Genomic DNA, 24,234 nt, shown 5'->3' with positions numbered 1-24,234 from the left:
TTTATTCAACAAAGCCTGGGTGCATACGAGGTAACACAACGACTTCATTTAAGCTAGTTAAAAGATCACCATAAGTGCCGGTGGGTATCTGCCGATTTTCTGTCAAACCGATATCATAATGTTGTGCCGAAAGCCATTCCTCTAATATAGGTGACTCTTGGGAGATAATGGTAAAATTAACTTCAGGGTAATCGAGTAGAAACCGCTGACAGGCTTTAGGTAATAACGACTGACTAAATACCGGTAAACAGGCAACTGCAAGTTGCGTGTCTCTAAATTGTCTGATAATTTCCGCCATATTATAGATCCTTTCTAATCCATAATAATAACGTTCGACTTCTGCGAATAACCTTAATCCCTGAGCCGTTGGCAATAGCCGTCCTTTGATCCTATCAAATAACTTAAATCGTAACAGACTTTCTAGACGACTAATTTCACGGCTGACGGTAGGCTGAGATGTTCTAACTAATTGTGCTGCATCAGTTAAGTTTTTGGTGGTCATGATCGCGCGAAAAATTTCTATATGACGCCAGGAAAAAGTTTTCATTTACATAACTCGCTGCTGTTATTTATATCCTATATGAATAGACTATAGCTAAATAGATATTTTTATCCTTATTTTCTCTATTAATAATAAAAAAAATGAAAAAATAAATTAAGGTTATCAATGACAACGTTTGCAACCACCATAAGTCGATATTTGACGGCAGAACAATTAATTAAACTGCCCGCTCAATTCGGGACTCCTATTTGGATCTATGATAGTGAAGTCATTACACAGGCGATTAAGCAGTTAGCTGCGTTCGATGCGATCCGTTTTGCACAAAAAGCGTGCTCTAATATTCATATTTTACGTTTGATGCGTCAACAAGGCGTGAAAGTTGATGCTGTATCATTAGGCGAAATCGAAAGGGCGTTAGTTGCTGGTTTTCGCCCAGGTAGAGAACAAGCAGAAATTGTATTCACCGCAGATGTCATTGAAAAGCAAACTATTGAGCGTGTAATAGAGTTAGATATTCCTGTTAATGTAGGCTCTATTGACATGCTCGTTCAATTGGGAAAAGCCAAACGACATCATGCTATTTGGTTACGTATCAATCCAGGATTTGGCCATGGTCATAGCCAAAAAACCAACACCGGTGGAGAAAATAGTAAGCATGGTATCTGGTTTAGTGATTTGCCATTAGCGATTGAAAAAATTAATCAATATCAGTTAACGCTGGTCGGTATACATATGCATATTGGTTCTGGGGTTGATTATTGCCACTTGGCTAAAGTCTGTGAGGCAATGGTAGAGCAGGTCATCTTAAGTGGCTGTGATATACAAGCAATTTCAGCTGGTGGGGATTGTCGATCCCTTATAATTTAGCTGAAGAGCGAATTGATATTAACCATTATTTTGCCTTGTGGCATGATGCTCGTGAACGTATTTCAGCTCATTTGGGGCATCATATAACATTAGAAATTGAGCCTGGTCGTTACTTGGTAGCAGAATCTGGCGTGCTTTTAGCTGAAGTAAGAGCAATAAAAAGAATGGGCAAAAATCATTATGTATTAGTTGATAGTGGTTTTAATGATCTAATGCGTCCTGCTATGTATGGTTGTTATCATCATATTTCTGTCTTGCCAGCGGATAATCGACATCTTACTGACGGAAATTTACGTGAAACACTAGTAGCTGGTCCGTTATGTGAGTCTGGTGATGTTTTTGCCCAGACAAATACCGGCGCTGTTGTGCCTCGTTTATTACCTGAAATTTATGTGGGAGATTATTTAGTCTTTCATGATACTGGTGCTTATGGTGCTTCAATGTCTTCTAATTATAATAGTCGACCGTTAATCGCTGAGTAATGTATTTAAATGGTGAGGCAAAATTAATTCGTCGGTGTCAAACATTGGCAGAATTGTTGGCATTAGAAACGTGTTTGATAAGTAGTGATTAGGGAGCTTAAGCCCTCTGCAAGTTCTACAATTATGCCGCTTGTTCTTTATATAATGGGGAACTATTTTTCTGTTTGTCAGATTTTTTACTCGCTATCGCCAGTGCATCATATTCAAATTCATCAACATTGATCGATCTTAAACGGCTGGCTTCTGCTTTACGTAAAATGTCAGCTTCTTGTTGGCTAATTTTACCATCGGCGAGTGCTTGTTAGGCAAGTTTATCTAAATTGATAAAGTTTGGTTTATGGCTAGCTTGACTGGTCAAACGTTCAAAAATTGGCTCGGCGGCAATAATATCTGATAATGCGGCATTAATTATGCCATGAGGGTTATGCTCACTTGGTGTCATATATTGACCGCGACCAATACGCTCGCGTGTTTCTGATGGTGTCATCATAATTTTTGCTAGTTTATGATCAAGTTGATCGTTAGGTGGCGCATAACGAGAACCCAATGGAAAAATGATAATACAGCTTAACATAGCAACCAGACGATTGGAAAAGTTTCGTAGCAGTGCTTGCATGGCTTTTTCTGATTGAAATAGACAATCTTTTATTACCCATTCAACAATAGGTAAATCCATTGCTGGGCGGCCATCATCTTCAAAACGTTTTAGTGTGGCGGATGCTAAATAGAGGTGGCTTAAAATATCGCCTAAACTGGCAGAAATCCGCTCACGACGTTTTAACACGCCACCTAATACTGCCATAGAAATATCAGCAAGTAAGGCAAGATTAGCACTTTGGCGATTTAATTGCTGATAGAAGCGGCGAGTATTATCTTTTGTTGGTGCTTTGCTTGTTCTGCCGTTTGTTATACCCAAGTAGAAAATGCGCAATAGGTTACTTATTGTATGACTTAAATAGCTAAAGAGTAATTTATCAAAGGCGATAATGTCGTTATTTTGTGTTGCGGCTATTTCATGCAAAATATAAGGATGACAGCGAATAGCCCCTTGGCCAAAAATCATCATAATGCGTGTTAAAATATTGGCACCTTCAACGGTGATAGCAATAGGAGCTCCTTGATAAAAGCGAGCAAGAAAATTTGAGGGACCTAGACAAATTCCTTTACCACCAGCAATATCCATCGCATCAATAATGGCTCTTTGGCCTCGATGGGTACAGTGATATTTGACAATCACAGAGAGGACTGCTGGTTTTTCGCCAGATATAATTGCCGTCGTAATTAAGGTTTAAGCGGCATCCATTAAATAAGCATTAGCAGCGATCCGTGCTAAAGGTTCTTCAATACCTTCCATTTTTCCAATAGATACTTTGACTTGACGGCGAATATAGGCGTACGCACCGATTGCCAGCGCGACACTTTTTAAGCCACCCGTGGCGTTAGATGGAAGCGTGATACCACGACCAATAGAAAGACATTCCATTAACATACGCCAGCCTTGGCCGGCCATTTTGGTACCACCAATAATATAATCAATCGGCACAAAAATATCTTTACCGCGCGTAGGGCCATTTTGGAAAGGGATATTCAAAGGAAAATGGCGATGGCCAATTTCTACTCATGCAACATTGGTTGGGATTAGTGCGCATGTAATGCCGAGATCGGTTATATCGCCAAGTAAATGGTCTGGATCATAAAGTTTAAATGCTAGCCCTAATACCGTAGCAATCGGCGCTAATGTAATATAACGTTTATTCCAATTTAAACGCATACCTAATATCTGTTGGTTTTCCCATTCGCCCATACAGACAACACCAGTGTCAGGGATAGCTCACGCATCAGAACCGGCTTCAGGGCTTGTTAAAGCAAAACAGGGGATCTCTTCACCGCTAGCAAGTCTGGGAAGATAATGCTGTTTTTTGTTCATCGGTGCCATAATGTTGTAAAAGTTCTCCTAGGCCTAATGAGTTAGGCGCACCTACAGTAATGGCTAATATGCCGGAAACTCCGGCCAATTTTTGTAACACTAGCGCTTGAGCATAGGCAGAAAATTCGAGGCCACCATACTCTTTTTTGATGATCATAGCGAAAAAACGATGTTGTTTTAAATGTTGCCATAATTCAGTAGGTAGATCGGCTAGTTCATGGCTAATTGGAAAGTCATTAGCCATACGGCATGCTTCTACAACTGGGCCATTGAGAAACGCTTGTTCTTCAGTTGTTAATTGCTGTTTTGGATATTTATGTAATTTATCCCAATCAGGCATACCTTGAAACACATCACCTTCCCACCAGGTTGTGCCAGCTTCGATGGCTTCTTTCTCGGTTTTTGACATGGAAGGGATGATTTTCTGAAAAATTTGTAAGACTTTACTAGAAATGAATGAGCGACGTACTGGGAGATAGACTAATGGAAATAATACCGCCGCTACGAGCAATAACGTCCAAAAATACCATAAATCAGTACTAGCCATAAGTAAACAATAAGCCAGTATAAGTAAGCTACTAAATAGTAGATTTGCTTTGTGATAGCAAAGAATTCCGATTAAACCAATAAATAGAAAAATAGTGAGTAGAGCCATAATGGTACTCCTGATTATGATTAAGCTAAGTCATCGGAAGTCATATCTGTTTTTTTCTTATCTTTAATCTATGTAATTTTATTTATCAATATTTTTACATATTAATTACAGTGAAGTTCACAAATTATTTATTGAGCTTAACTTGGTTGTGATAAGTCGTATTGATACTTCTTTCATAAAGTTTAATCCGTTACACTGGGATTGTTGAAAAAATAATATTTTATTAGGAGTACAAATGATGTATCAGGAGCTTATTTGTGCTGAATTAAAAGAAGCGGCGGTGACATTGAACAATTTTCTTAATAACCGAGAAAATATCGAAGCGATTGAGCAAGCCGCGATTATGTTGTCGAACGCCTTTAAAGCGGGAAGAAAAGTATTATCTTGTGGTAATGGTGGTTCGCACTGTGATGCTATGCATTTTGCAGAAGAATTAACCGGACGTTATCGTGAAAATCGTCCAGGTTATCCAGCCATTGTGATTTCTGATGTTAGTCATCTCTCTTGCGTTGGTAATGATTTTGGTTATGACTATGTTTTTTCCCGTTATATAGAGGCTGTCGGTAAAGAAGGGGATATATTATTTGCACTCTCAACATCAGGTAATTCTGGCAATATCATCAAGGCAATCGCGGCTGCACGTGCTAAAAAGATGCAAGTGATCACATTGACAGGTAAAGAGGGCGGAAAAATGGCAGGAACCGCTGATATTGAGATCAGAGTACCTCATTTTGGTTATGCCGATCGGATCCAAGAAATTCATATTAAGGTGATCCATATCTTAATTCAGCTAATAGAAAAAGAAATGGTTAAATAACATTGCTAGGCAATGTTGTCGGGTAGAAATGTGAGCAGTTAGCGTGATTATGCTTAGATTTGGAAATTTCATTCTGGCATACATAAAGGAGGCATTATGTATGAATTGCTTGGTATGAGTGCTAGTCTCCCGACAGATATTAATTTTAGTTTAAGTGGTCTTATCCCGCGAGGAGGTCAGACTGGGCCACACAAAGATGGTTGGGGGGATCACTTTTTATGAAGGTCGAGGTTGCCGAACGTTTAAAGAACCCAAGCCATGTTATCAATCGACTATTGCACGCTTTGTGCAAGAGTACCCGATTAAATCAGAGGCAGTTATTGCGCATATTCGCCAGGCGAATCAGGGCGATGTATTATTAGAAAATACCCATCCTTTTACCAGGGAACTGTGGGGCAGAAATTGGACTTATGCACACAACGGCCAACTTGAGGGTTATAAAAAATTACCAGTAGGACACTATCGGCCAATTGGAAAGACTGATAGTGAGTGGGTATTTTGTTGTATTTTATATCAATTGGCAGAAAAATACCCTAAAAAACCGACAAACTGGTTAACTGTATATCGGTTTATTGCCAAACTAGCTGATCAATTAAAATTGATGGGGGTACTTAATATGTTGATTTCAGATGGACAATATATGATGGCCTATTGCTCAACTGATTTGCATTGGCTTACCCGCAAAGCACCTTTTGGTAAGGCAAAATTGCTTGATAATGATATTGAAATCGATTTTCAGCAACATACACAAACAACTGATATAGTCTCAGTGATTGCAACCAAGCCTTTAACTGGTAATGAGAATTGGCACCGAATTCAGCCGGGAAGTTTTGTTTTATTCCATTTTGGTAAGCGCATATTGTAGCCTTTCATCGGCTTTGTTGAATAAATCAGAATTAGCCGACAGGATGGCTCCCTCTGCTACAGCTGTTATCCGATCCTGACGCTGTGTGGCATACCCAACAACGTCATACGGTTCAGCGCTTTGACCATCGCCATTGCTTCACCTACCTGAGCCTCATAGTCACGCAGCCTCAGATGGCCACCCAGCAAAGTTTTTATGCGGAACATCGCTGTTTCTGCCACTGAACGCCGGTGATAACCCACTTTCTTTTTCCACATATCATTACTCCTGCTCAGACGCTGATTCGCCACCGCATGGTTACGTTCATGGTACTTGTCCGGCCAGTATTTCGCTCCGCTTCGCGGCGGGATAAGGGGCCTGATTTTCTTTCTTAGCAACGCATCGTGGCAGTAACAGGCGTCATAAGCACCGTCTGCTGACACTTCCCTGATTTTCCGGTGGGTTTGGTTAATCAGGCCCGGCAGTGCCTGCGCATCTGTCGTTCCGCTGAGCGATAAGTCGGCACAGATAATCTCATGAGTCACACTGTCTGCTGCCAGATGAAGCTTGCGCCACACTCTTCGTCTGTCAGCCCCATGCTGCCTGACTTTCCATTCACCTTCGCCAAAGACCTTCAGACCGGTACTGTCGATGACCAGATGCGAGATTTCACCACGCGTTGGCGTTTTTATGCTGATGTTGACGCTCTTTGCTCGTCTGCTGACCAGCGAGTAGTCCGGACAGCACAGCGGCAAAGACATGAGTTTAAAAATCGAATCAACGAAGCCCTGTAATGCCCGGAGCGACAGGTTAAACACACGCTTCATCATCAGGACAGTGGTAACAGCCATATCGCTGTAGTAAAGCGGCCGGCCACGACCTTCAGGCGAAGAACTGTCAGTCCATCCAGCGATGGCCGACTCATCAAGCCAGACCGTCAGGGAACCGCGTTGTCTGAGTGCCTTGTTGTACGCGGGCCAGTTGGTAATTTTAAACTTTTGCTTTGCCATGGGGACCTGATGTTGAAACGAATTTAGCGATCAGCTCCGCCAATCACCTAAAAGTTCGATTTATTCAACAAAGCCGGATTTTGCTTATAAAAAGTGAGAGTTAATAGACTTGTTTAAAAATTAGCTATTTTTGATCATAAAATGGGTATAATTAAGTTTATATGTTATCTTATTGACTTAGTGGATTTTGGGTTGGTTTTTATTTTTATTGTATTAATAATGATTTTTAAATAAATCCCAAACAATTACCAGCAGCAAATTTTTGGTGCCAATTTAATAAATAATATGATTTTTATTTAATAAAAATAGCGTAATTATATGCTTATTGATTGATATATAACATTATTCTATTTTGGTTTTTTTTTATATCAATAAAAATATATTCATTGATAATATTTTTATGAGCAATAAGGTAATTTTAGTCATATTTATAATCATTTTATAAGAATAAAAATATTATAAATAAATGCAATTTTAATAAATAAAAATTTACATTAATCCATTAAAATGATTATTTTTATTAATTTTATAGCTGAAAATAACTTCCAAATGTTTTTAACATATTGATATTATTTGAATTTATTTTTGATGGTTTGATGATTTTGAGTTGAAATATTTTCTTTATTCAGCTAAATTGGAGATCATATAGAAAGTAGTTATATCAACTTATAACTAACGTTAATTATTTATTTCAACTAATTAATATTTTCAAGTTCTCTTAATATTTAAGGCTTTGTTGAATAAATCGAACTTTTAGGTGATTGGCGGAGCTGATCGCTAAATTCGTTTCAACATCAGGTCCCCATGGCAAAGCAAAAGTTTAAAATTACCAACTGGCCCGCGTACAACAAGGCACTCAGACAACGCGGTTCCCTGACGGTCTGGCTTGATGAGTCGGCCATCGCTGGATGGACTGACAGTTCTTCGCCTGAAGGTCGTGGCCGGCCGCTTTACTACAGCGATATGGCTGTTACCACTGTCCTGATGATGAAGCGTGTGTTTAACCTGTCGCTCCGGGCATTACAGGGCTTCGTTGATTCGATTTTTAAACTCATGTCTTTGCCGCTGTGCTGTCCGGACTACTCGCTGGTCAGCAGACGAGCAAAGAGCGTCAACATCAGCATAAAAACGCCAACGCGTGGTGAAATCTCGCATCTGGTCATCGACAGTACCGGTCTGAAGGTCTTTGGCGAAGGTGAATGGAAAGTCAGGCAGCATGGGGCTGACAGACGAAGAGTGTGGCGCAAGCTTCATCTGGCAGCAGACAGTGTGACTCATGAGATTATCTGTGCCGACTTATCGCTCAGCGGAACGACAGATGCGCAGGCACTGCCGGGCCTGATTAACCAAACCCACCGGAAAATCAGGGAAGTGTCAGCAGACGGTGCTTATCACGCCTGTTACCGCCACGATGCGTTGCTAAGAAAGAAAATCAGGCCACTTATCCCGCCGCGAAGCGGAGCGAAATACTGGCCGGACAAGTACCATGAACGTAACCATGCGGTGGCGAATCAGCGTCTGAGCAGGAGTAATGATATGTGGAAAAAGAAAGTGGGTTATCACCGGCGTTCAGTGGCAGAAACAGCGATGTTCCGCATAAAAACTTTGCTGGGTGGCCATCTGAGCCTGCGTGACTATGAGGCTCAGGTAGGTAAAGCAATGGCGATGGTCAAAGCGCTGAACCGTATGACGTTGTTGGGTATGCCACACAGCGTCAGGATCGGATAACAGCTGTAGCAGAGGGAGCCATCCTGTCGGCTAATTCTGATTTATTCAACAAAGCCAATATTTAACTAAGGATTAGTTTATTTTTGTTAAAAAACAGAGTGATGAGATTAACGATATGAAAAATTTGTTTATTTGTTTACAGGCGAGTAAACTAGCGCGCTTTATTCTTTTTTGGAGTTTTTACAATGAGTGAGATAGTGAATTGGCAACCGAGCGCGTCTATCAATAACTTACTGAAAAGAGCCAAAATTATTGCTGAAATCAGACGTTTTTTCATCGATCGAGGAGTAGTGGAAGTAGAGACGCCTATATTAAGCAAATTCACGGTAACAGATATTCATCTCTCACCGTTTGAAACCCAATTTGTTGCTCCGGTAATTGCTGACAGCACCAAATTGTATATGATAACCAGTCCTGAATATCATATGAAACGCTTGCTAGCGGACGGCAGTGGGCCTATATATCAGATGATTAAAGCTTTTCGTAATGAAGAAGAGGGACGTTATCATAATCCAGAATTTACTATGCTTGAATGGTATCGGCCTCATTATGACATGTACCGAATTATTGATGAAGTAGATGATTTGTTGCAACAAATTTTGGACTGCCAACCCACTGAGCGGATATCATATCAACAGGCCTTTCAGCGTTATCTAAAAATTGATCCATTAGCACTGGAGTCAGAAAAAAAACAATTACGTGATGCAGCAGTGAAGTTGGGTTTAAATAATGCCGAAACAGAAGAAGACAAAGATGTGTTATTACAATTTTTGTTTACTATGGGAGTTGAACCAAATTTAGGTAAAGATAAGCCTACCGTTATCTATCATTTTCCTGCTTCACAGGCAGCATTAGCTGAAATTAGTAAAGAAGACCACCGAGTTGCTGAGCGCTTTGAAGTTTATTTTAAGGGTATTGAGTTGGCCAATGGTTTTCGTGAGTTGACTGATGCACAAGAACAGCGAGAACGTTTTGAGCATGATCATCAGATGCGCGAAAAAATGGGTTTACCAGAACAGCCTATTGATGAATGTCTGCTTGCTGCGCTAGATAAAGTCATACCTGATTGTTCAGGTGTTGCTTTAGGTATTGATCGCTTAGTCATGTTGGCGCTGAATGCAGAAAAAATCAGTGATGTTATCTCTTTTTCTATAGAGCGAGCTTAATTATCAGTAAACTAATAGTAATCAGCGGTAAATTATTACCGCTGAATTTATTGCTGGCTATTATGGATGTTGATGCTGTTTTTGCAAGAATTTTACCCCGAGATCAGGGAAATCGGTAAAGGCACCATCGACGTTAGCTTTGTTATAGATAATATCAAACAGCTGTTGACCGTTTTTCACGTAATTTGGTAGCTTATCAATCCGAATGTTATAAGGATGAACGACTAACTTATTTTTGTGCGCATCTTTAACCATAGCAGTAAGTTTTATTTTACCAGGTTTGGAGTTTTCATTAATAAGCATGTGGTAATCTGGGCCAATGCCATCAGCATACTTAGCAACTTCTTTCATTGCTACCGGCTTAAACATCCAATCATAGCTATAATTTGTCCATGTACCGTTAGGCTGCTCTTCATAAGTTTCATGCCAGTCCGTGTAAGCAATTAATTGAACCAGTTTTAAATCCATGCCTAATTTAGGTAAAAGTTCATTTTTAATACGTTTTAATTCATTAGCATCAAAGCACTAAAGATAAACATTGTCGCTTTTCTTGCTGTAGCCATATTGCTTCAGAACTTCTAACACTCTGGTCGAAATATCCTTTCCTTCTTGTTTGTGAAACCAAGGTGCTTTAATTTCCGGGTAAATGCCGATATTTTTACCAGGGCTTTGTTGAATAAATCGAACTTTTAGGTGATTGGCGGAGCTGATCGCTAAATTCGTTTCAACATCAGGTCCCCATGTCAAAGCAAAAGTTTAAAATTACCAACTGGCCCGCGTACAACAAGGCACTCAGACAACGCGGTTCCCTGACGGTCTGGCTTGATGAGTCGGCCATCGCTGGATGGACTGACAGTTCTTCGCCTGAAGGTCGTGGCCGGCCGCTTTACTACAGCGATATGGCTGTTACCACTGTCCTGATGATGAAGCGTGTGTTTAACCTGTCGCTACGGGCATTACAGGGCTTCGTTGATTCGATTTTTAAACTCATGTCTTAGCCGCTGTGCTGTCCGGATTACTCGCTGGTCAGCAGACGAGCAAAGAGCGTCAACATCAGCATAAAAACGCCAACGCGTGGTGAAATCTCGCATCTGGTCATCGACAGTACCGGTCTGAAGGTCTTTGGCGAAGGTGAATGGAAAGTTAGGCAGCATGGGGCTGACAGACGAAGAGTGTGGCGCAAGCTTCATCTGGCAGCAGACAGTGTGAATCATGAGATTATCTGTGCCGACTTATCGCTCAGCGGAACGACAGATGCGCAGGCACTGCCGGGCCTGATTAACCAAACCCACCGGAAAATCAGGCCCCTTATCCCGCCGCGAAGCGGAGCGAAATACTGGCCTGACAAGTACCATGAACGTAACCATGCGGTGGCGAATCAGCGTCTGAGCAGGAGTAATGATATGTGGAAAAAGAAAGTGGTTTATCACCGGCGTTCAGTGGCAGAAACAGCGATGTTCCGCATAAAAACTTTGCTGGGTGGCCATCTGAGCCTGCGTGACTATGAGGCTCAGGTAGGTGAAGCAATGGCGATGGTCAAAGCGCTGAACCGTATGACGTTGTTGGGTATGCCACACAGCGTCAGGATCGGATAACAGCTGTAGCAGAGGGAGCCATCCTGGCGGCTAATTCTGATTTATTCAACAAAGCCTTTTACCAGTAGATTTATGCAAACCTTGGACAAATTCAATTTCTTCTTGAAAAGTATGAATATGGAAGCTGGATTTTCCCATCGGGAAACGATTAGGATAGGTTTGAACTTTTTTACCATCTTTAATTTCAAAGGCTTCAGTAAATTTGAGTGATCGAATTTCGGGTAAGCTAAAATCAATGGCATAAAAGCGACCATCTTTGCGAGCACGGCCAGGGAAGCGATCCGCAACGTCTGTAACACTATCTAGGTAATGATCATGTAATACAATCAGTTCATTATCTTTTGTCATTACCAGATCTTGTTCAAGGAAATCGGCACCTTGCGCATAAGCCATTGCTTTGGCTGGTAATGTATGTTCTGGTAGATAACCACTTGCCCCGCGGTGAGCAATAACGACTTTTGCGTTAGATTGAGCCATTGCTGACATTGACATAACTAATAACATACTAGCAACCAAGCTATTTAATTTTATATTCATTAGTATAATTCTCTTTATTATGAGCGGGGAAATCAGTGATAAAATGAGTTCCCCTTTTTGCCAAGCTTATTAATTAAAGATAACTGATTTATGACATAAATTAGCTATGTTGTTCTGCCATTTCGCGTTTATGCTTGCTTTCACTCAGCATCACGATAAATAATAAAATAACAGAAAGTAAACTACCGCCAATCATTACCATAAAGCCTCCATTCCCGCCAAAATAGTCAACGGTATAACCCACGATAGCATTTGCTGCTACCGAGCCACCAAGGTAGCCAAATAAACCGGTACAACCAGCAGCAGTACCTGCGGCTTTTTTGGGTGCTAATTCAAGCGCATGTAAACCGATCAACATAACAGGGCCATAAATTAAGAAGCCAATAATTAGCATGCAAGCCATATCAATATGAGGATTACCTGGCGGATTGAGCCAGAAGGCAACAGTTGCAATGGTGACTAATGCCATGAAAAATACGCCGGTGGCGCCACGGTTTCCTTTGAAAACTTTATCTGACATACAACCGAAAAGTAGCGTGCCTGGAATACCTGCATATTCATATAAGAAATAAGCCCATGAGGATTTATCCATAGCAAAGTGTTTAACTTCACGTAAGTAAGTTGGTGACCAATCGAGTACACCATAACGTAATAAGTATACGAAAACGTTAGCAAAAGCGATCATCCAAAGTAGCTTATTAGGCAAAATATATTGCATAAAAATCTGCTTTGCAGTCAGCTTTTTTTCGTCTTTATCATTATAATCAGGTGGGTAGTCATGTTTATATTCTTCAATCGGTGGTAAACTACAAGATTGTGGCGTATCACGCATTAAAGCAAAGGCAATCATAGCAACAAAAATGGCAGCAAAAGCAGGCATATATAGTGCTGCTTTCCAGTCGTGGAATCATGCCATGCCTAATATAAATAACAACGGCGGGATGCCACCACCAACATTATGCGCGCAGTTCCAAATTGAAACGATACCACCCCGTTCTTTTTGTGACCACCAGTGAACCATTGTTCGGCCACAATGAGGCCATCCCATACCTTGAAACCAACCGCATAGGAATAGCAGCACAAACATAATCATAATGCTTGAGGTAGCCCAAGGCACAAAGCCCATAATTAGCATTACTGAGGCGGATAAAATTATCCCGGCAGGTAAAAATACTCTCGGATTTGAACGATCAGAGACTGGCCCATGATAAATTTTGAGATACCATATGCAATTGAGATTCCTGATAAAGCAAAACCAAGTTCACCTTTAGAAAACCCCTGCTCAATTAAATAGGGCATCGCTAATGCAAAATTCTTTCTAACGAGATAGTAAGCGGCATAACCCAAAAAGATACCGAAGAAAATTTGCCGACGTAGGCGACGATAAAGCGGATCCATTTGATCTGCCGTAACTCTTTTATTATGTGGTGCTGGCTTAAAAATACTTAACATAATTCCCCTCCGATAGCATTTAAATTTTTGCTATTAAGTAATAAGCAATTGCTAAAACGAAAATGTGAGACGTTATTATTAGGTCTTCTTTCTTAATCGCGCGCTAAGATAACTCATGTTAATGCATATGTCTGCATACGAATGCGAAAATGTTATAAATTTGTGCGTAAACAGACAAAATATATATCGGCGATAGAAATAATTTTTTAATTATTCAAGTATAATTGTGAGCTTTGTCATAAATTTGTTAGTTCTGTTACAAAAAGTCACCATGAATGCTCGTTTTTGTTTCTTAATAAAGATTATTGATTAAGAGTGGCTTATATTGTGTTAGATGACTACTTATTAAGTCGCTATCAGACATTGGATTAAGGTCAACAATTCACCTATAACCGAATTATTACTGGGCATTCTGTTGGTTACAAGGTATTCCACTGAGTGGATATCGCCACTTTCCACTCAATAGATAGTTTTGTCGCTAAACAGATATTCAATTAGGCAACGTTTGTCTTGATTTAACTTAATTATTATCTGCAGCTAGATAACCATTCTTTTGGTGTTGGCCTTGGAAAAAGTAACTTAGAATGCAGTTCAACATCAATCCATAAGCAGGGAGGAAAAATAACATACAAATAAATAACTTAAAGCTATAATCGACTAAAGCAATTTCTACCCAATTGGCCGCCATAAAAGGATCAGTGCTGTGATAAAATGCAATGAAAAAGAAAGCAATCGTATCCAGTAGATTACCGAAAAACATTGCCGCAGTCGGCGCAATCCACCAACGACAATAATTACGTAATTTATTGAACACGAAAATATCCATAATCTGACCTAAAGCGTAAGCCATAAAGCTTGCTAGCGCAATACGGGCAACAAATAGATTAAATTCATTTAGTGTGATACACCCTTGCCATTGTCCTTGGTAAAAAAGCGCCGAAAGAATGTAGGAGACAGAAATAGCCGGCAGCATAGTTGCAGCAATAATCCGTCGAGCGATAGGAGCACCATAAATACGTACAGTTAGATCCGTTGTCAAAAAAATAAAAGTGAAAGTGAATGCTCCCCATGTGGTATGAAAGCTAAAAATGGTAATTGGCAGTTGTAACAGATAATTACTGGAGGTAATAATCAATATATGAAAAAAGGAAAGCCAAATGAGTGCTTTGATACGCTGTTGTGGCGTCAATTCGAACATATTATACCTTTTGGGTTAAATATGGGGTGAGGGAACCCATGATAATTTAATTTACGCGGTGCATCATACGCCTGAGATAAGATAAAAGCAAAATAAATAATAAATTTTTCTTATTTATTTTATTTAATAAATGGCGGGATAATTTATTTGATTTGTAATATAATTCCAACCTATTGAATAGGCTTTAAAACTAAAATACCAATGCCAGATATTTTTACTAACCATAACCGAACCCTTGATACACAAGGATTACGTTGTCCTGAGCCCATGATGATGATAAGAAAAATGGTTCGTCAGATGGTTGAAGGTGAAACGTTATTAATTATTGCGGATGATCCGGCTACAATCCGTGATATTCTTGCTTTTTGCCGTTTTATGGAACATCAATTGCTTGCTGAAGAGATTCAGCAACCTCCTTACCGTTATTTGATCCGCAAGAAAGTTAATTAATACTAAAAGCGAAACGGGGTTAAACAAAAAGTATATTGAAAAAAGAGAGATTATTGAATCATGTCTCTCTTTTTTCAAATATATAAATAATATTTAACAAAGTGTTTATTCTGGCTGGCGATCCTTCAATAAACTGAGCGCATTTGCGGTCACTAATGCAGTGGCACCGGAATCTGCTAAAAGAGCCATCCATAAGCCGGTTATACCTAATAAACTGGTCACCAGGAAGATAGCTTTTAGTCCTAAAGCGATAGTAATGTTTTGACGAATATTGGCTCTGGTTGCTCGTGATAACATAATGATCTCGGCTAATCCAGTTAGCCGGTTATGAGTCAATGCCGCATCAGCGGTTTCAAGAGCGACATCCGTTCCATTACCCATGGCGATGCCAACATTTTCGGCCTTCATTGCGGGAGCATCATTAATACCATCGCCAACCATCAGTGTATGGTTGGTTTTACTGAGTGCTATAATGGCATTGACTTTGTCTTCAGGTAACAGCCCTGCCCGATAATCTAAACCAACTTTTTGCGCAATTTATTCAGCTGCCAGTGGGTTATCACCCGTTAACATGACGGTTTTAATACCCAGTTTTTGCAGTTTATTAACCGCATCAATGGCATCTGAGCGTAATGTATCTTGCATAGCAATAATGCCAAGTAACTTGTTATCGACTAGTACCACAACAACAGTTTTACCTTGATTTTCAATTGTTTTTACAGTTTGCTGCCATTGTATGGTTAATATATCGTCAGAGATTTTATTCGGTGCTGACACCAGAATATATTTATCTGCCAAATAACCTTCCACACCAATACCAGCCACTGCTTTATGATTCTGGGCGGGTTCAACATTTATTTCTAGCGCTTGAGCCTTAGCCAAAATCGCTTTTGCTAAAGGATGGTGTGATCCTCTTTCGACTGAAGCGGTAAATTGCAATAGTTTTTCCTCGGTCACTGTTTCAGCGGTTATGATGTCAGTAACTTGTGGTTTCCCTTCGGTAAGCGTACCTGTTTTATCCAGGGCAACTTTGGTGACAGAACTTAATTGCTCTAAGGCTGCGCCACCTTTAATCAAGGCTCCTCGACGGGTTGCTGCTGCCAGAGCAGAAGTAATTGCCGCTGGAGTAGAGATCACTAAAGCGCAAGGACAGCCTATTAACAGCAAGGTTAGACCACGATAGATCCATATGTCCCATGATTGAGCAAAAAATAGTGGTGGAATAATAATAACCAATGTTGCGACTAACATAATAAGGGGTGTGTAAATTTGGCTAAAACGATCAATAAATCGTTCAATTGGGGCGCGGCGCTCTTCAGCTTCTTCAATTAATATCATTATGCGATCGATCGCATTTTGCCCTTGTTCAGATATTACTTTCATTTGTATAGCGCGATCGATAGAAAGTGCACCGGCTGATACTTTTTCCCCCGTTTTTCGTTCAACAGGCATTGATTCACCGGTTAATGCACTTTCATCAAAACTGGCAAATTCATTCACTAATTCAGCATCAGTGGGTAAACGGCCACCAGGAAGGATTTCAATGATGTCGCCTGGTTGCAGTGTCGAGACAGGGACAGTGGTTTTTACACCATTTTTAATGAGTACCGCTTGTTCAGGAATAAGGGCCATTAAACTACTGATGCCTCGGCGTGCGCGTCCAGCGGCATATGACTCTAATCTTTCTCATATCATAAACAACAACAGTACCATCGCGGCTTCTTCGCTGGCATTAATGAATAATGCACCTATTGCCGCAACACTCATCAATGTTTCTATTGCAAAAAAGGTACCTGAGCGTATCAGTTGTATTGCTCTAACTGTAATAGGGTAGAGTACATATAATGTTGTTAAAATAAAAGCAATTTGTCCTACTTTTACATAAATGAAGGAAATTCCCCAACTGATTAACATAAGAAATATTAAAATAATGATAGGTTTAGATTCACTAAATGGATTATTTTGCTTCTTTTTTGTGGCTAATTCGGCGGCATTGAGGTTATATAATTTGAAGCCCGCTTGTTGCCCAGCTTTGATTACATCATCACGAACATCATCATCAGCATCGACAATTAATTTTTCGGTTGTAAACAGTACCTTTACTTTTTTGACATGCTTGACCTTGCTAACGGCTATTTCAATTTTACGCGCGCAGCTTGCGCAGTCCATACCGCTTACAATCCAATGAAAGCGGTGGTTTCCTCTTGAAATGACGGCATTACTTTCCTCAGGCATAAGTGAATGTTCACTTACGCAATTATATTGATTGGTATCACTGCATGCCTGCTGATCAATAAGTTTAGTGTTACTCTTCGCAGGATGATGTTCATCATCAGCGCTATTTTTTGCTGATAGCGATACGGTTTTTTTGCTATGTTTGTGACCAATAACTTTCTTTTTATCGCTGCTGTGGCTATTGGTTGTGCAACATTTTGCAGTATGCTTATGTTGTTGATGGGTATGCGCACACATAGTATCCACTTTTTAATTTACTCACTTAAAATTTCGTTTCTGTGATTTACTTTACACTTGAGAGTTAACTCTCAAGTCAAACATAAAAGAGGGTATTTTTTGACAAAAAATGCTATTTAGCTGAAAAATGGTTATCAATCCAACTTATAAGTAAAGCGAACGTACAATGAAAAATTGACCAATAAAATAGCAAGCGGTAATTGTTGCTTTAGAAGCTTTAAATGGGTAACGAAAGTTGGCGATCAGCCAAATACTGTTGGCAATAAAAAGTAAAAATGCACCTATAATAATGGAAAAATTATGTTCTCTTGCTAGACCGAAATATTGTTCACCCGCTATCCAAGCCATAATGAATGACATTGTTAGTAGAAAAATGGCCGGTGCGCGTAGTGAACCACGAGTTGCCCAGATTATAATTAATACCATGACACTAAGGATTAGTAGGATAGTCAGTAATGGCAAGTAGAAAGTGAAATTCATCTGCATAGCAAAACTGATGCTATAAAGTAGGTAGCTTAGAGACAACAAGAAAATAGTCGGCAATAAACGTTCCTTGGAAAGCATTTGCCAGCTGTCAGCAATTAGCATCACCAACAGACCCGCCATGATCAGATAGCCGGCAGCATCAGTAAAATCGGCACTCCAGGCCCAAAATACTAACAATAATAGCGTAACTGGGCGAAACAGCCAGCATTGCCATTGTGGACCGCGATAGGCAGCATCAATATAAAGCCAACCAGAAAATAACACAGCAAGAAATGGCCAACTGATCATGGTTTCCCCACTAACTAAAAAGGTTAATTAGAAATTATTGATCCTATTAGATGATAGACAATAATAGTTACTAAATATATGAATAATGAAAGCTTGGAAAATATTGTGAATAAATCGGTTATATTCGTTATTATTATCATTATTATGTTAGCGACGAAACGTTTTTTTGATCAACGTCGACAAGATGTCATTGATGATAATTCTCCGATTATCAGTTATCAAGTTGAGGTCATTGATAAGAAAGATTATCCCTATCCTAATATGCGTTCTCGTCAACGAGAGGTTGTTACTCCGGAAACTTTTCGTTATGAAATTTATTTTCAGCGGCTATCGGCTAGTGAGGTAATAAAGATTTTTCTAAAAAAGGAGAAGGAATATAATGCGATTAAAAAAGGGGATAGAAGTACGCTTTATATGAAGGGAACAAGGTTTGTTCGCTTTCAAAGCAAAGCCAATGCAAAATAGCTAAATTTATCAGCCAATAATGCATTGCCTTTGTAATTACTTGCGATTTTTTTATAGTTAGTCAGTTTTTTGTCTTTTCTGCCAGGCTAAAAGTTCAAAAACGCTAAATAGAAAGATTTTTATTTGCAGCCAACGAGGATGCTTTTCTGTTTTTGCAAAAGCGGCGTGCAAAAAAATGGCTTGCATGGCATGCATGAAAATCATAAATATCATTGCTACATCTATAAAATATTTTAATGGTTTTGGAAATGGATGGATTAAATTAAACATCATGACTCCCCAAACAAAAACCATTAATAATTTTCCAGCATTTATTAACATAATATTTTCCAACTAATTATTGATTACGAATATAAAGACAGTAAGCGACTTGCCCAGTAACTTTTTTACGATGAAGCTGCCAATTTTTAGGTAACGAGGCTAAATTAGCTTCTGCTTCTGCCTCAACATAGATCCAACAATTTTCGCTTAACCAACCATTTTGTTCTAGTAGCAAAGCTGTTTGTTGCAATAGATCTTTACGAAAAGGCGGATCAAGAAAAATGACATCATAGGCTGTGCCGTTCTGTGCCAGATAGTTCAATGTATCGCTATTAATCACTTGTACATTTTTTGCCTCTAATTTAGCTAGATTGGCCACAAGTTGTGTTGCGACGGAGCGCTCTAATTCAATTAGGGTAGCTGAAGCGGCATAGCGAGAAAGTGCTTCAATAGCTAAAGCGCCACTACCAGCAAAACAATCAAGGCAGCGAGCCTCCTGAATAACAGGCATTAACCAATTAAATAAAGTTTCTCTGATCCTATCTGTTGTGGGGCGTAAGCCATCACTATCAAAGACAGGTAGTTTACGACCTCGCCATTTACCACCAATAATACGAATTTGGCCACGTGATGCAGATTGTATTTTTCTTGCCATAATTTACATAGTTGAGTCATTACAGTTTGTTAATATAGATGATAATAATACCAATGTTTATCGACAGCATGTACAACATGAAAATTATCGCTAATTTAACATGAAATGGGTGTCAGATATGTGTTGCAATCAAATCAAGTGATACACTGCCATCCTATTTTTATTATTTACATTGGTAACACCATATTTTTACCGCTAGGAGTGTAATGGCAGATGGCTACAAAGAGAAAAAAAAGTTTTTTTTCCTGGCTAGGGTTAGGATCTGAAAATGAAGTGCAAAAAAGAGAGACAGAGCAACAATCCGAACCGAAAGTAGAAGACAGTTCTGAAGGGGTGACGGATGTAATAGCAACATCACAGCAGTCTGCAAAAGTAGAAAAGGTGCAACCTCAAGTAGCGGAAGAAAAAAACGATCAATGCCAAACAGCAGACATGAAAGCCGCAAAAATTGTTACACCTAGTCAGCAGATAACCACTTTGCAAGACATAGATGAACAGAAAAAAGTACCGCCGATACAACAGCCAAAAAAACCGGCAAAAGATAATTTCTTTGCACGGTTAAGACAAGGTTTATTAAAAACGCGGCAGAATATGGGAGTCGGTTTTGTTAGTTTTTTTCGTGGTAAAAAAATTGATGATGAGCTATTTGATGAGTTAGAAGAACAACTTTTAGTTGCTGATGTGGGGCTAGAAACAACACGAAAGATTATAGATAGCCTAACTACCCATGCTAATCGTAAAGAGTTGAATGATGCTGCGATGCTTTATAGAAAATTACGCGAAGAGATGGCCAATATCTTATTTGATGTTGATAAGCCATTGGTTATAGAAAATAAGCTACCTTATGTAATATTGATGGTTGGAGTTAATGGGGTCGGTAAAACCACAACAATTGGTAAGTTAGCCCGCCAATATCAGGCAGAAGGTAAATCAGTAATGCTAGCGGCTGGCGATACATTTAGGGCAGCAGCGGTTGAACAATTACAATTTTGGGGAGAGAGTAACAATATCCCGGTTGTTGCTCAGCATACTGGCGCAGATCCTGCTTCAGTGATATTTGATGCCATTCAGTCGGCGAAAGCGAAGGGAGTCGACATATTGATTGCTGATACTGCCGGACGATTGCAAAACAAAGCGCATTTGATGGAAGAGTTGAAAAAAATTGTCCGAGTTATGCAAAAACTTGATCAACAAGCGCCTCATGAAGTGATGCTAACATTAGATGCAAGTACTGGTCAAAATGCAATTAATCAGGCTAAAATTTTTCATGAGGCAGTGGGGTTAACTGGCATTATTTTAACTAAACTTGATGGTACAGCTAAAGGTGGCGTGATTTTTGCTATTGCCGATCAGTTTAAGATCCCGATTCGCTATATAGGGATTGGTGAATGCATTGATGATCTCCGGCCATTTGTAGCTAATGATTTCATCGAGGCGCTTTTTGTCCGAGAGGATTAATATCAATGATTCGCTTTGAACATGTTAGTAAAGCTTATCGTGGTGGCAAGCAAGCACTTCAGGGCGTTGATTTTAATCTTCATCCTGGAGAAATGGCATTTCTTACTGGCCATTCGGGGGCGGGGAAAAGTACCTTACTAAAGTTAATATGTGGTATTGAACGCCCCAGTACTGGCCATATTTGGTTTGGTTGTCATCACATTAGTCGCTTAAAAAAACGGGAAGTCCCTTTTTTACGTCGGCAGATAGGTATGATCTTTCAAGATCATCATTTGTTGTTTGATAGAAACGTATATGACAATGTCTCTATGCCGCTGATTATTGCCGGTGCCAGCTCTGAGGATATTCGTCGTCGGGTTTCTGCTGCTTTAGATAAGGTGGGTTTACTTAATAGAGCGAAAAGTTATCCAATTCAATTATCAGGTGGTGAACAGCAGCGGGTAGGTATAGCTCGCGCAATTGTTAATAAGCCTAGTGTATTGCTAGCAGATGAGCCAACGGGTAATTTGGATGATGAATTATCTGAAGGTATTATGCGATTGTTTGAAGAATTCAATCGAGTGGGGGTAACAGTTTTGGTAGCCACTCATGATCTTGAGCTTATTGAGCGTCGTCATTATTCTATTTTGACATTAAGCGAGGGAAGAATGGTAGGAGGTCAGAATGGCTAAAAAACCTATCCATAAAATAGCCAAAGCCAAGGAATTGAAAGGAGGGTGGCGAGAGCAATGGCGCTATGCTTGGTTAAATACATTAGCTGATATGTTACGCCAGCCTTTAGCCACGCTTTTAACGGTGGCTGTTATTGCTATCTCGATAACGCTGCCCAGTCTTTGTTATATTGTTTGGAAAAATGTTTCACAAGCCGCGCAACAATGGTATCCCGCACCTCAATTAACCATTTATTTGGATAAATCATTAGATGAAAAAGGCGCTGAACAGACAGTCGCTGGACTTAAGCAATTAGATGGTGTTAAGAGTGTTAATTACCTGTCGCGCGAAGAAGCCATGATTGAGTTTCGCAATTGGTCAGGATTCGGCACAGCGTTAGATCTGTTGGAAGAAAACCCTTTACCAGCAGTAGCCATTATCACGCCTAAAATTGATTTTCAAAATTCACAATCATTGATAAACCTGCGTAATAAAGTAGGTCAATTAGCTGGAATTGAAGATGTTCGCATGGATGATAGTTGGTTTACCCGTTTAGCAGCATTAACTGGGCTGATTGGACAAATTGCCATGGTGATTGGTATTTTAATGGTTATGGCGGTATTTTTGGTGATAGGCAATAGTATAAGACTAAATATTTTTGCCCGTAGGGATACGATTAATGTCATGAAGTTGATTGGGGCGACAGATGGTTTTATTATGCGTCCTTTTTTAAATAGTGGTATTATACTGGGATTCTTTGGTGCTTTACTCTCATTAATACTTTCTGCATTATTGGTATGGCAACTGACCGGTATCGTTACACAGGTAGCGGGTGTATTTGGTACTACATTTCATATTCAAGGTTTTTTATGGGATGAGGTGCTATTAGTTATACTGATTGCCGCAATGATTGGCTGGTTAGCGGCTTGGCTGGCTACAGCTCAACACTTAAGACGTTTCACGCCAGAATGATCATTATCAGCAGGAAAAGTGACACGGGTGATCAATATTGAACTTTTATGCTGACATTTTGTCGAATTTAAAAGTTCAATGTAATTAAAACAAGGCAATTTTCTTCGATACCAAGCAGTGGTAAACTACTCGATATCAGATTAATCGCTGAGCAATGGAATCTGCTCAAATATAAATTTTTTATTTAGAACTAACTCTTAGTTTGTTGAATTCAAAGAGGATATCAATGACCAAAGATATGCAATCATTAGCATTAATTCCACAAGGTAGCATTGAAGCTTATGTGCGATCAGCTAATGCTTATCCGATGCTAACCGCAGAGGAAGAACAAGAATATGCAAAACGGCTGCATTATCATGGTGATTTAAATGCGGCTAAACAGCTTATACTCTCTCATTTACGTTTTGTTATTCATATAGCGCGTAATTATTCAGGTTATGGATTGCCACAAGCTGATCTGATCCAAGAAGGTAATATCGGTCTAATGAAAGCTGTGCGTCGTTTTAATCCTGAAGTTGGCGTACGTTTAGTTTCATTTGTTGTTCATTGGATAAAAGCTGAAATTCATGAATATGTATTGCGTAATTGGCGGATAGTTAAAGTTGCCACCACTAAAGCTCAACGTAAGCTTTTTTTCAATTTGCGTAAGAATAAGAAACGTATCGGCTGGTTTAATCAAAATGAAGTCGATATGGTTGCCAAGGAGCTAGGTGTAACCAGCAAGGATGTTCGTGAGATGGAATCGCGAATGGCTGCACAAGACATGGCATTCGACATGAATGACGATGATGATAATGGTGAAAATACCACTATTGCCCCGGTTTTATATCTACAGGATAAATCTTCGGATTTTGCCGATAGCATTGAGGAAGATAATTGGGAAAACCATGCTACTGATAAATTAACGCAGGCATTATCCACCTTAGATGAGCGCAGCCAGGATATTATTCGTGCGCGTTGGCTTGATGAAGAAAGCAATACTACTTTACAGGATTTAGCCGATAAATATAGTGTATCGGCTGAACGTGTTCGTCAATTAGAAAAAAATGCCATGAAAAAACTTCGGTTAGTAATGGAAGCTTAAAATAAGCCACATAGCGTGATGTAAAAATCTAGCTGAAACTTTTGTTATGTAGCCAATTTAAAGTTTGGCAATTAACTATATGAAAAGTTGTTGAAAGATAGAAAGGTAATAGTAAATTTATTTTGATTGTTACCTGTTAAAATAAAAAGGCATTTACCTGTGAGGTAAGCGCCTTTTTACATGTATCTAGTAGCTTGTCTATTACTTACCTA

At 39.5% G+C, this 24,234-nt stretch carries 14 protein-coding genes and 9 pseudogenes; 12 read left to right on the top strand and 11 right to left on the bottom strand.

From position 1 onward, the window contains the following. Window positions 1–16: 16 nt before the first annotated feature. Window positions 17–547, bottom strand: a pseudogene (locus tag E3U36_RS09700) (LysR family transcriptional regulator); the annotation flags it as partial. A 120-nt stretch (window positions 548–667) separates the two neighbouring features. Between E3U36_RS09700 and lysA the strand changes: the two are divergent. After that, a pseudogene (gene lysA / locus E3U36_RS09695) lies at window positions 668–1,943 on the top strand (diaminopimelate decarboxylase). Window positions 1,944–1,972: 29 nt separating this feature from the next. Here the strand turns inward: lysA and fadE are convergent. Next, window positions 1,973–4,433: pseudogene (fadE, locus tag E3U36_RS09690) on the bottom strand (acyl-CoA dehydrogenase FadE). A 238-nt stretch (window positions 4,434–4,671) separates the two neighbouring features. Here fadE and lpcA point away from each other — a divergent pair. Beyond that, entirely contained in the window at window positions 4,672–5,250 is a 579-nt protein-coding gene (lpcA, locus tag E3U36_RS09685; RefSeq protein ID WP_180817618.1) for a D-sedoheptulose 7-phosphate isomerase, read from the top strand. Window positions 5,251–5,346: 96 nt separating this feature from the next. After that, window positions 5,347–6,115 (top strand): annotated as a pseudogene (locus tag E3U36_RS09680) (class II glutamine amidotransferase). A 65-nt stretch (window positions 6,116–6,180) separates the two neighbouring features. Here E3U36_RS09680 and E3U36_RS09675 read toward each other — a convergent pair. Further along, window positions 6,181–7,104 (bottom strand): IS5 family transposase, encoded by a 924-nt coding sequence (locus tag E3U36_RS09675; protein ID WP_180816040.1) that lies wholly within the window; start codon window positions 7,102–7,104, stop codon window positions 6,181–6,183. 804 nt (window positions 7,105–7,908) lie between these two features. On the opposite strand from E3U36_RS09675, the gene E3U36_RS09670 reads away from it, so the two are divergent. Further along, entirely contained in the window at window positions 7,909–8,832 is a 924-nt protein-coding gene (locus E3U36_RS09670; protein WP_180816385.1) for an IS5 family transposase, read from the top strand. 185 nt (window positions 8,833–9,017) lie between these two features. After that, window positions 9,018–9,998: an elongation factor P--(R)-beta-lysine ligase gene (epmA, locus tag E3U36_RS09665; protein WP_180816384.1), complete on the top strand. Its 981-nt coding sequence runs from the start codon at window positions 9,018–9,020 to the stop codon at window positions 9,996–9,998. Window positions 9,999–10,058: 60 nt separating this feature from the next. Here the strand turns inward: epmA and glpQ (E3U36_RS09660) are convergent. Further along, a pseudogene (gene glpQ / locus E3U36_RS09660) lies at window positions 10,059–10,667 on the bottom strand (glycerophosphodiester phosphodiesterase); the annotation flags it as partial. Window positions 10,668–10,738: 71 nt separating this feature from the next. Here glpQ (E3U36_RS09660) and E3U36_RS09655 point away from each other — a divergent pair. Beyond that, window positions 10,739–11,593: pseudogene (locus tag E3U36_RS09655) on the top strand (IS5 family transposase). A gap of 51 nt (window positions 11,594–11,644) precedes the next feature. Here the strand turns inward: E3U36_RS09655 and glpQ (E3U36_RS09650) are convergent. The 3 genes and pseudogenes from glpQ (E3U36_RS09650) to E3U36_RS09635 form a co-directional block, all read right to left on the bottom strand. Then, window positions 11,645–12,130 (bottom strand): annotated as a pseudogene (gene glpQ, locus E3U36_RS09650) (glycerophosphodiester phosphodiesterase); the annotation flags it as partial. Window positions 12,131–12,230: 100 nt separating this feature from the next. After that, window positions 12,231–13,582, bottom strand: a pseudogene (gene glpT / locus E3U36_RS09645) (glycerol-3-phosphate transporter). A 520-nt stretch (window positions 13,583–14,102) separates the two neighbouring features. Next, window positions 14,103–14,780: a 7-cyano-7-deazaguanine/7-aminomethyl-7-deazaguanine transporter gene (locus E3U36_RS09635; protein ID WP_180816383.1), complete on the bottom strand. Its 678-nt coding sequence runs from the start codon at window positions 14,778–14,780 to the stop codon at window positions 14,103–14,105. A 201-nt stretch (window positions 14,781–14,981) separates the two neighbouring features. Here E3U36_RS09635 and tusA point away from each other — a divergent pair, with 201 nt between their 5' ends. Continuing rightward, window positions 14,982–15,230, top strand: coding sequence for a sulfurtransferase TusA (tusA, locus tag E3U36_RS09630; protein ID WP_180816382.1), 249 nt, complete (start codon window positions 14,982–14,984; stop codon window positions 15,228–15,230). A 105-nt stretch (window positions 15,231–15,335) separates the two neighbouring features. Here the strand turns inward: tusA and E3U36_RS09625 are convergent. Next, window positions 15,336–17,702: pseudogene (locus E3U36_RS09625) on the bottom strand (zinc/cadmium/mercury/lead-transporting ATPase). A 144-nt stretch (window positions 17,703–17,846) separates the two neighbouring features. Continuing rightward, window positions 17,847–18,476 carry a lysoplasmalogenase gene (locus E3U36_RS09620; RefSeq protein ID WP_180816381.1) on the bottom strand — a complete coding sequence of 210 codons (630 nt, stop codon included), beginning with the start codon at window positions 18,474–18,476 and terminating at the stop codon, window positions 17,847–17,849. A gap of 78 nt (window positions 18,477–18,554) precedes the next feature. Here E3U36_RS09620 and E3U36_RS09615 point away from each other — a divergent pair, with 78 nt between their 5' ends. Continuing rightward, window positions 18,555–18,941: a DUF2500 domain-containing protein gene (locus tag E3U36_RS09615; RefSeq protein ID WP_238337445.1), complete on the top strand. Its 387-nt coding sequence runs from the start codon at window positions 18,555–18,557 to the stop codon at window positions 18,939–18,941. 57 nt (window positions 18,942–18,998) lie between these two features. On the opposite strand, the gene E3U36_RS09610 is transcribed toward E3U36_RS09615, so the two are convergent. Together E3U36_RS09610 and rsmD are read right to left on the bottom strand one after the other, a co-directional pair. After that, window positions 18,999–19,262 carry a DUF1145 family protein gene (locus E3U36_RS09610; RefSeq protein ID WP_180817616.1) on the bottom strand — a complete coding sequence of 88 codons (264 nt, stop codon included), beginning with the start codon at window positions 19,260–19,262 and terminating at the stop codon, window positions 18,999–19,001. A gap of 16 nt (window positions 19,263–19,278) precedes the next feature. After that, window positions 19,279–19,857 carry a 16S rRNA (guanine(966)-N(2))-methyltransferase gene (rsmD, locus tag E3U36_RS09605; RefSeq protein WP_180816380.1) on the bottom strand — a complete coding sequence of 193 codons (579 nt, stop codon included), beginning with the start codon at window positions 19,855–19,857 and terminating at the stop codon, window positions 19,279–19,281. Between the two features lie 213 nt (window positions 19,858–20,070). Here rsmD and ftsY point away from each other — a divergent pair, with 213 nt between their 5' ends. The 4 genes from ftsY to rpoH all read left to right on the top strand — a co-directional run bounded on the left by ftsY (window position 20,071) and on the right by rpoH (window position 24,022). Further along, a complete protein-coding gene (gene ftsY / locus E3U36_RS09600) occupies window positions 20,071–21,315 on the top strand; it encodes a signal recognition particle-docking protein FtsY (protein WP_180816379.1) in 1,245 nt (414 codons plus the stop codon). A 5-nt stretch (window positions 21,316–21,320) separates the two neighbouring features. Beyond that, window positions 21,321–21,986, top strand: coding sequence for a cell division ATP-binding protein FtsE (ftsE, locus tag E3U36_RS09595; protein ID WP_180816378.1), 666 nt, complete (start codon window positions 21,321–21,323; stop codon window positions 21,984–21,986). Then, entirely contained in the window at window positions 21,979–22,938 is a 960-nt protein-coding gene (gene ftsX, locus E3U36_RS09590) for a permease-like cell division protein FtsX (protein ID WP_180816377.1), read from the top strand. Before ftsE ends, ftsX begins: the two co-directional genes overlap by 8 nt. 226 nt (window positions 22,939–23,164) lie before the next feature. Beyond that, entirely contained in the window at window positions 23,165–24,022 is an 858-nt protein-coding gene (gene rpoH, locus E3U36_RS09585) for an RNA polymerase sigma factor RpoH (protein WP_180816376.1), read from the top strand. Window positions 24,023–24,234 lie beyond the last annotated feature (212 nt).

Origin of the sequence: Arsenophonus endosymbiont of Aphis craccivora (assembly GCF_013460135.1) — a bacterium.
Classification (GTDB): Bacteria; Pseudomonadota; Gammaproteobacteria; order Enterobacterales; family Enterobacteriaceae; genus Arsenophonus; species Arsenophonus nilaparvatae.
This window is presented reverse-complemented; position numbering and strand designations above follow the sequence as displayed.

Excerpts from the sequence above, each read along its gene's own strand:
- lpcA (WP_180817618.1), top strand. The coding sequence starts at position 4,672 with ATGTATCAGGAGCTTATTTGTGCTGAATTAAAAGAAGCGGCGGTGACA.
- E3U36_RS09675 (WP_180816040.1), bottom strand. The coding sequence starts at position 7,104 with ATGGCAAAGCAAAAGTTTAAAATTACCAACTGGCCCGCGTACAACAAG.
- E3U36_RS09670 (WP_180816385.1), top strand. The coding sequence starts at position 7,909 with ATGGCAAAGCAAAAGTTTAAAATTACCAACTGGCCCGCGTACAACAAG.
- epmA (WP_180816384.1), top strand. The coding sequence starts at position 9,018 with ATGAGTGAGATAGTGAATTGGCAACCGAGCGCGTCTATCAATAACTTA.
- E3U36_RS09635 (WP_180816383.1), bottom strand. The coding sequence starts at position 14,780 with ATGTTCGAATTGACGCCACAACAGCGTATCAAAGCACTCATTTGGCTT.
- tusA (WP_180816382.1), top strand. The coding sequence starts at position 14,982 with ATGCCAGATATTTTTACTAACCATAACCGAACCCTTGATACACAAGGA.
- E3U36_RS09620 (WP_180816381.1), bottom strand. The coding sequence starts at position 18,476 with ATGATCAGTTGGCCATTTCTTGCTGTGTTATTTTCTGGTTGGCTTTAT.
- E3U36_RS09615 (WP_238337445.1), top strand. The coding sequence starts at position 18,555 with ATGAATAATGAAAGCTTGGAAAATATTGTGAATAAATCGGTTATATTC.
- E3U36_RS09610 (WP_180817616.1), bottom strand. The coding sequence starts at position 19,262 with ATGTTAATAAATGCTGGAAAATTATTAATGGTTTTTGTTTGGGGAGTC.
- rsmD (WP_180816380.1), bottom strand. The coding sequence starts at position 19,857 with ATGGCAAGAAAAATACAATCTGCATCACGTGGCCAAATTCGTATTATT.
- ftsY (WP_180816379.1), top strand. The coding sequence starts at position 20,071 with ATGGCTACAAAGAGAAAAAAAAGTTTTTTTTCCTGGCTAGGGTTAGGA.
- ftsE (WP_180816378.1), top strand. The coding sequence starts at position 21,321 with ATGATTCGCTTTGAACATGTTAGTAAAGCTTATCGTGGTGGCAAGCAA.
- ftsX (WP_180816377.1), top strand. The coding sequence starts at position 21,979 with ATGGCTAAAAAACCTATCCATAAAATAGCCAAAGCCAAGGAATTGAAA.
- rpoH (WP_180816376.1), top strand. The coding sequence starts at position 23,165 with ATGACCAAAGATATGCAATCATTAGCATTAATTCCACAAGGTAGCATT.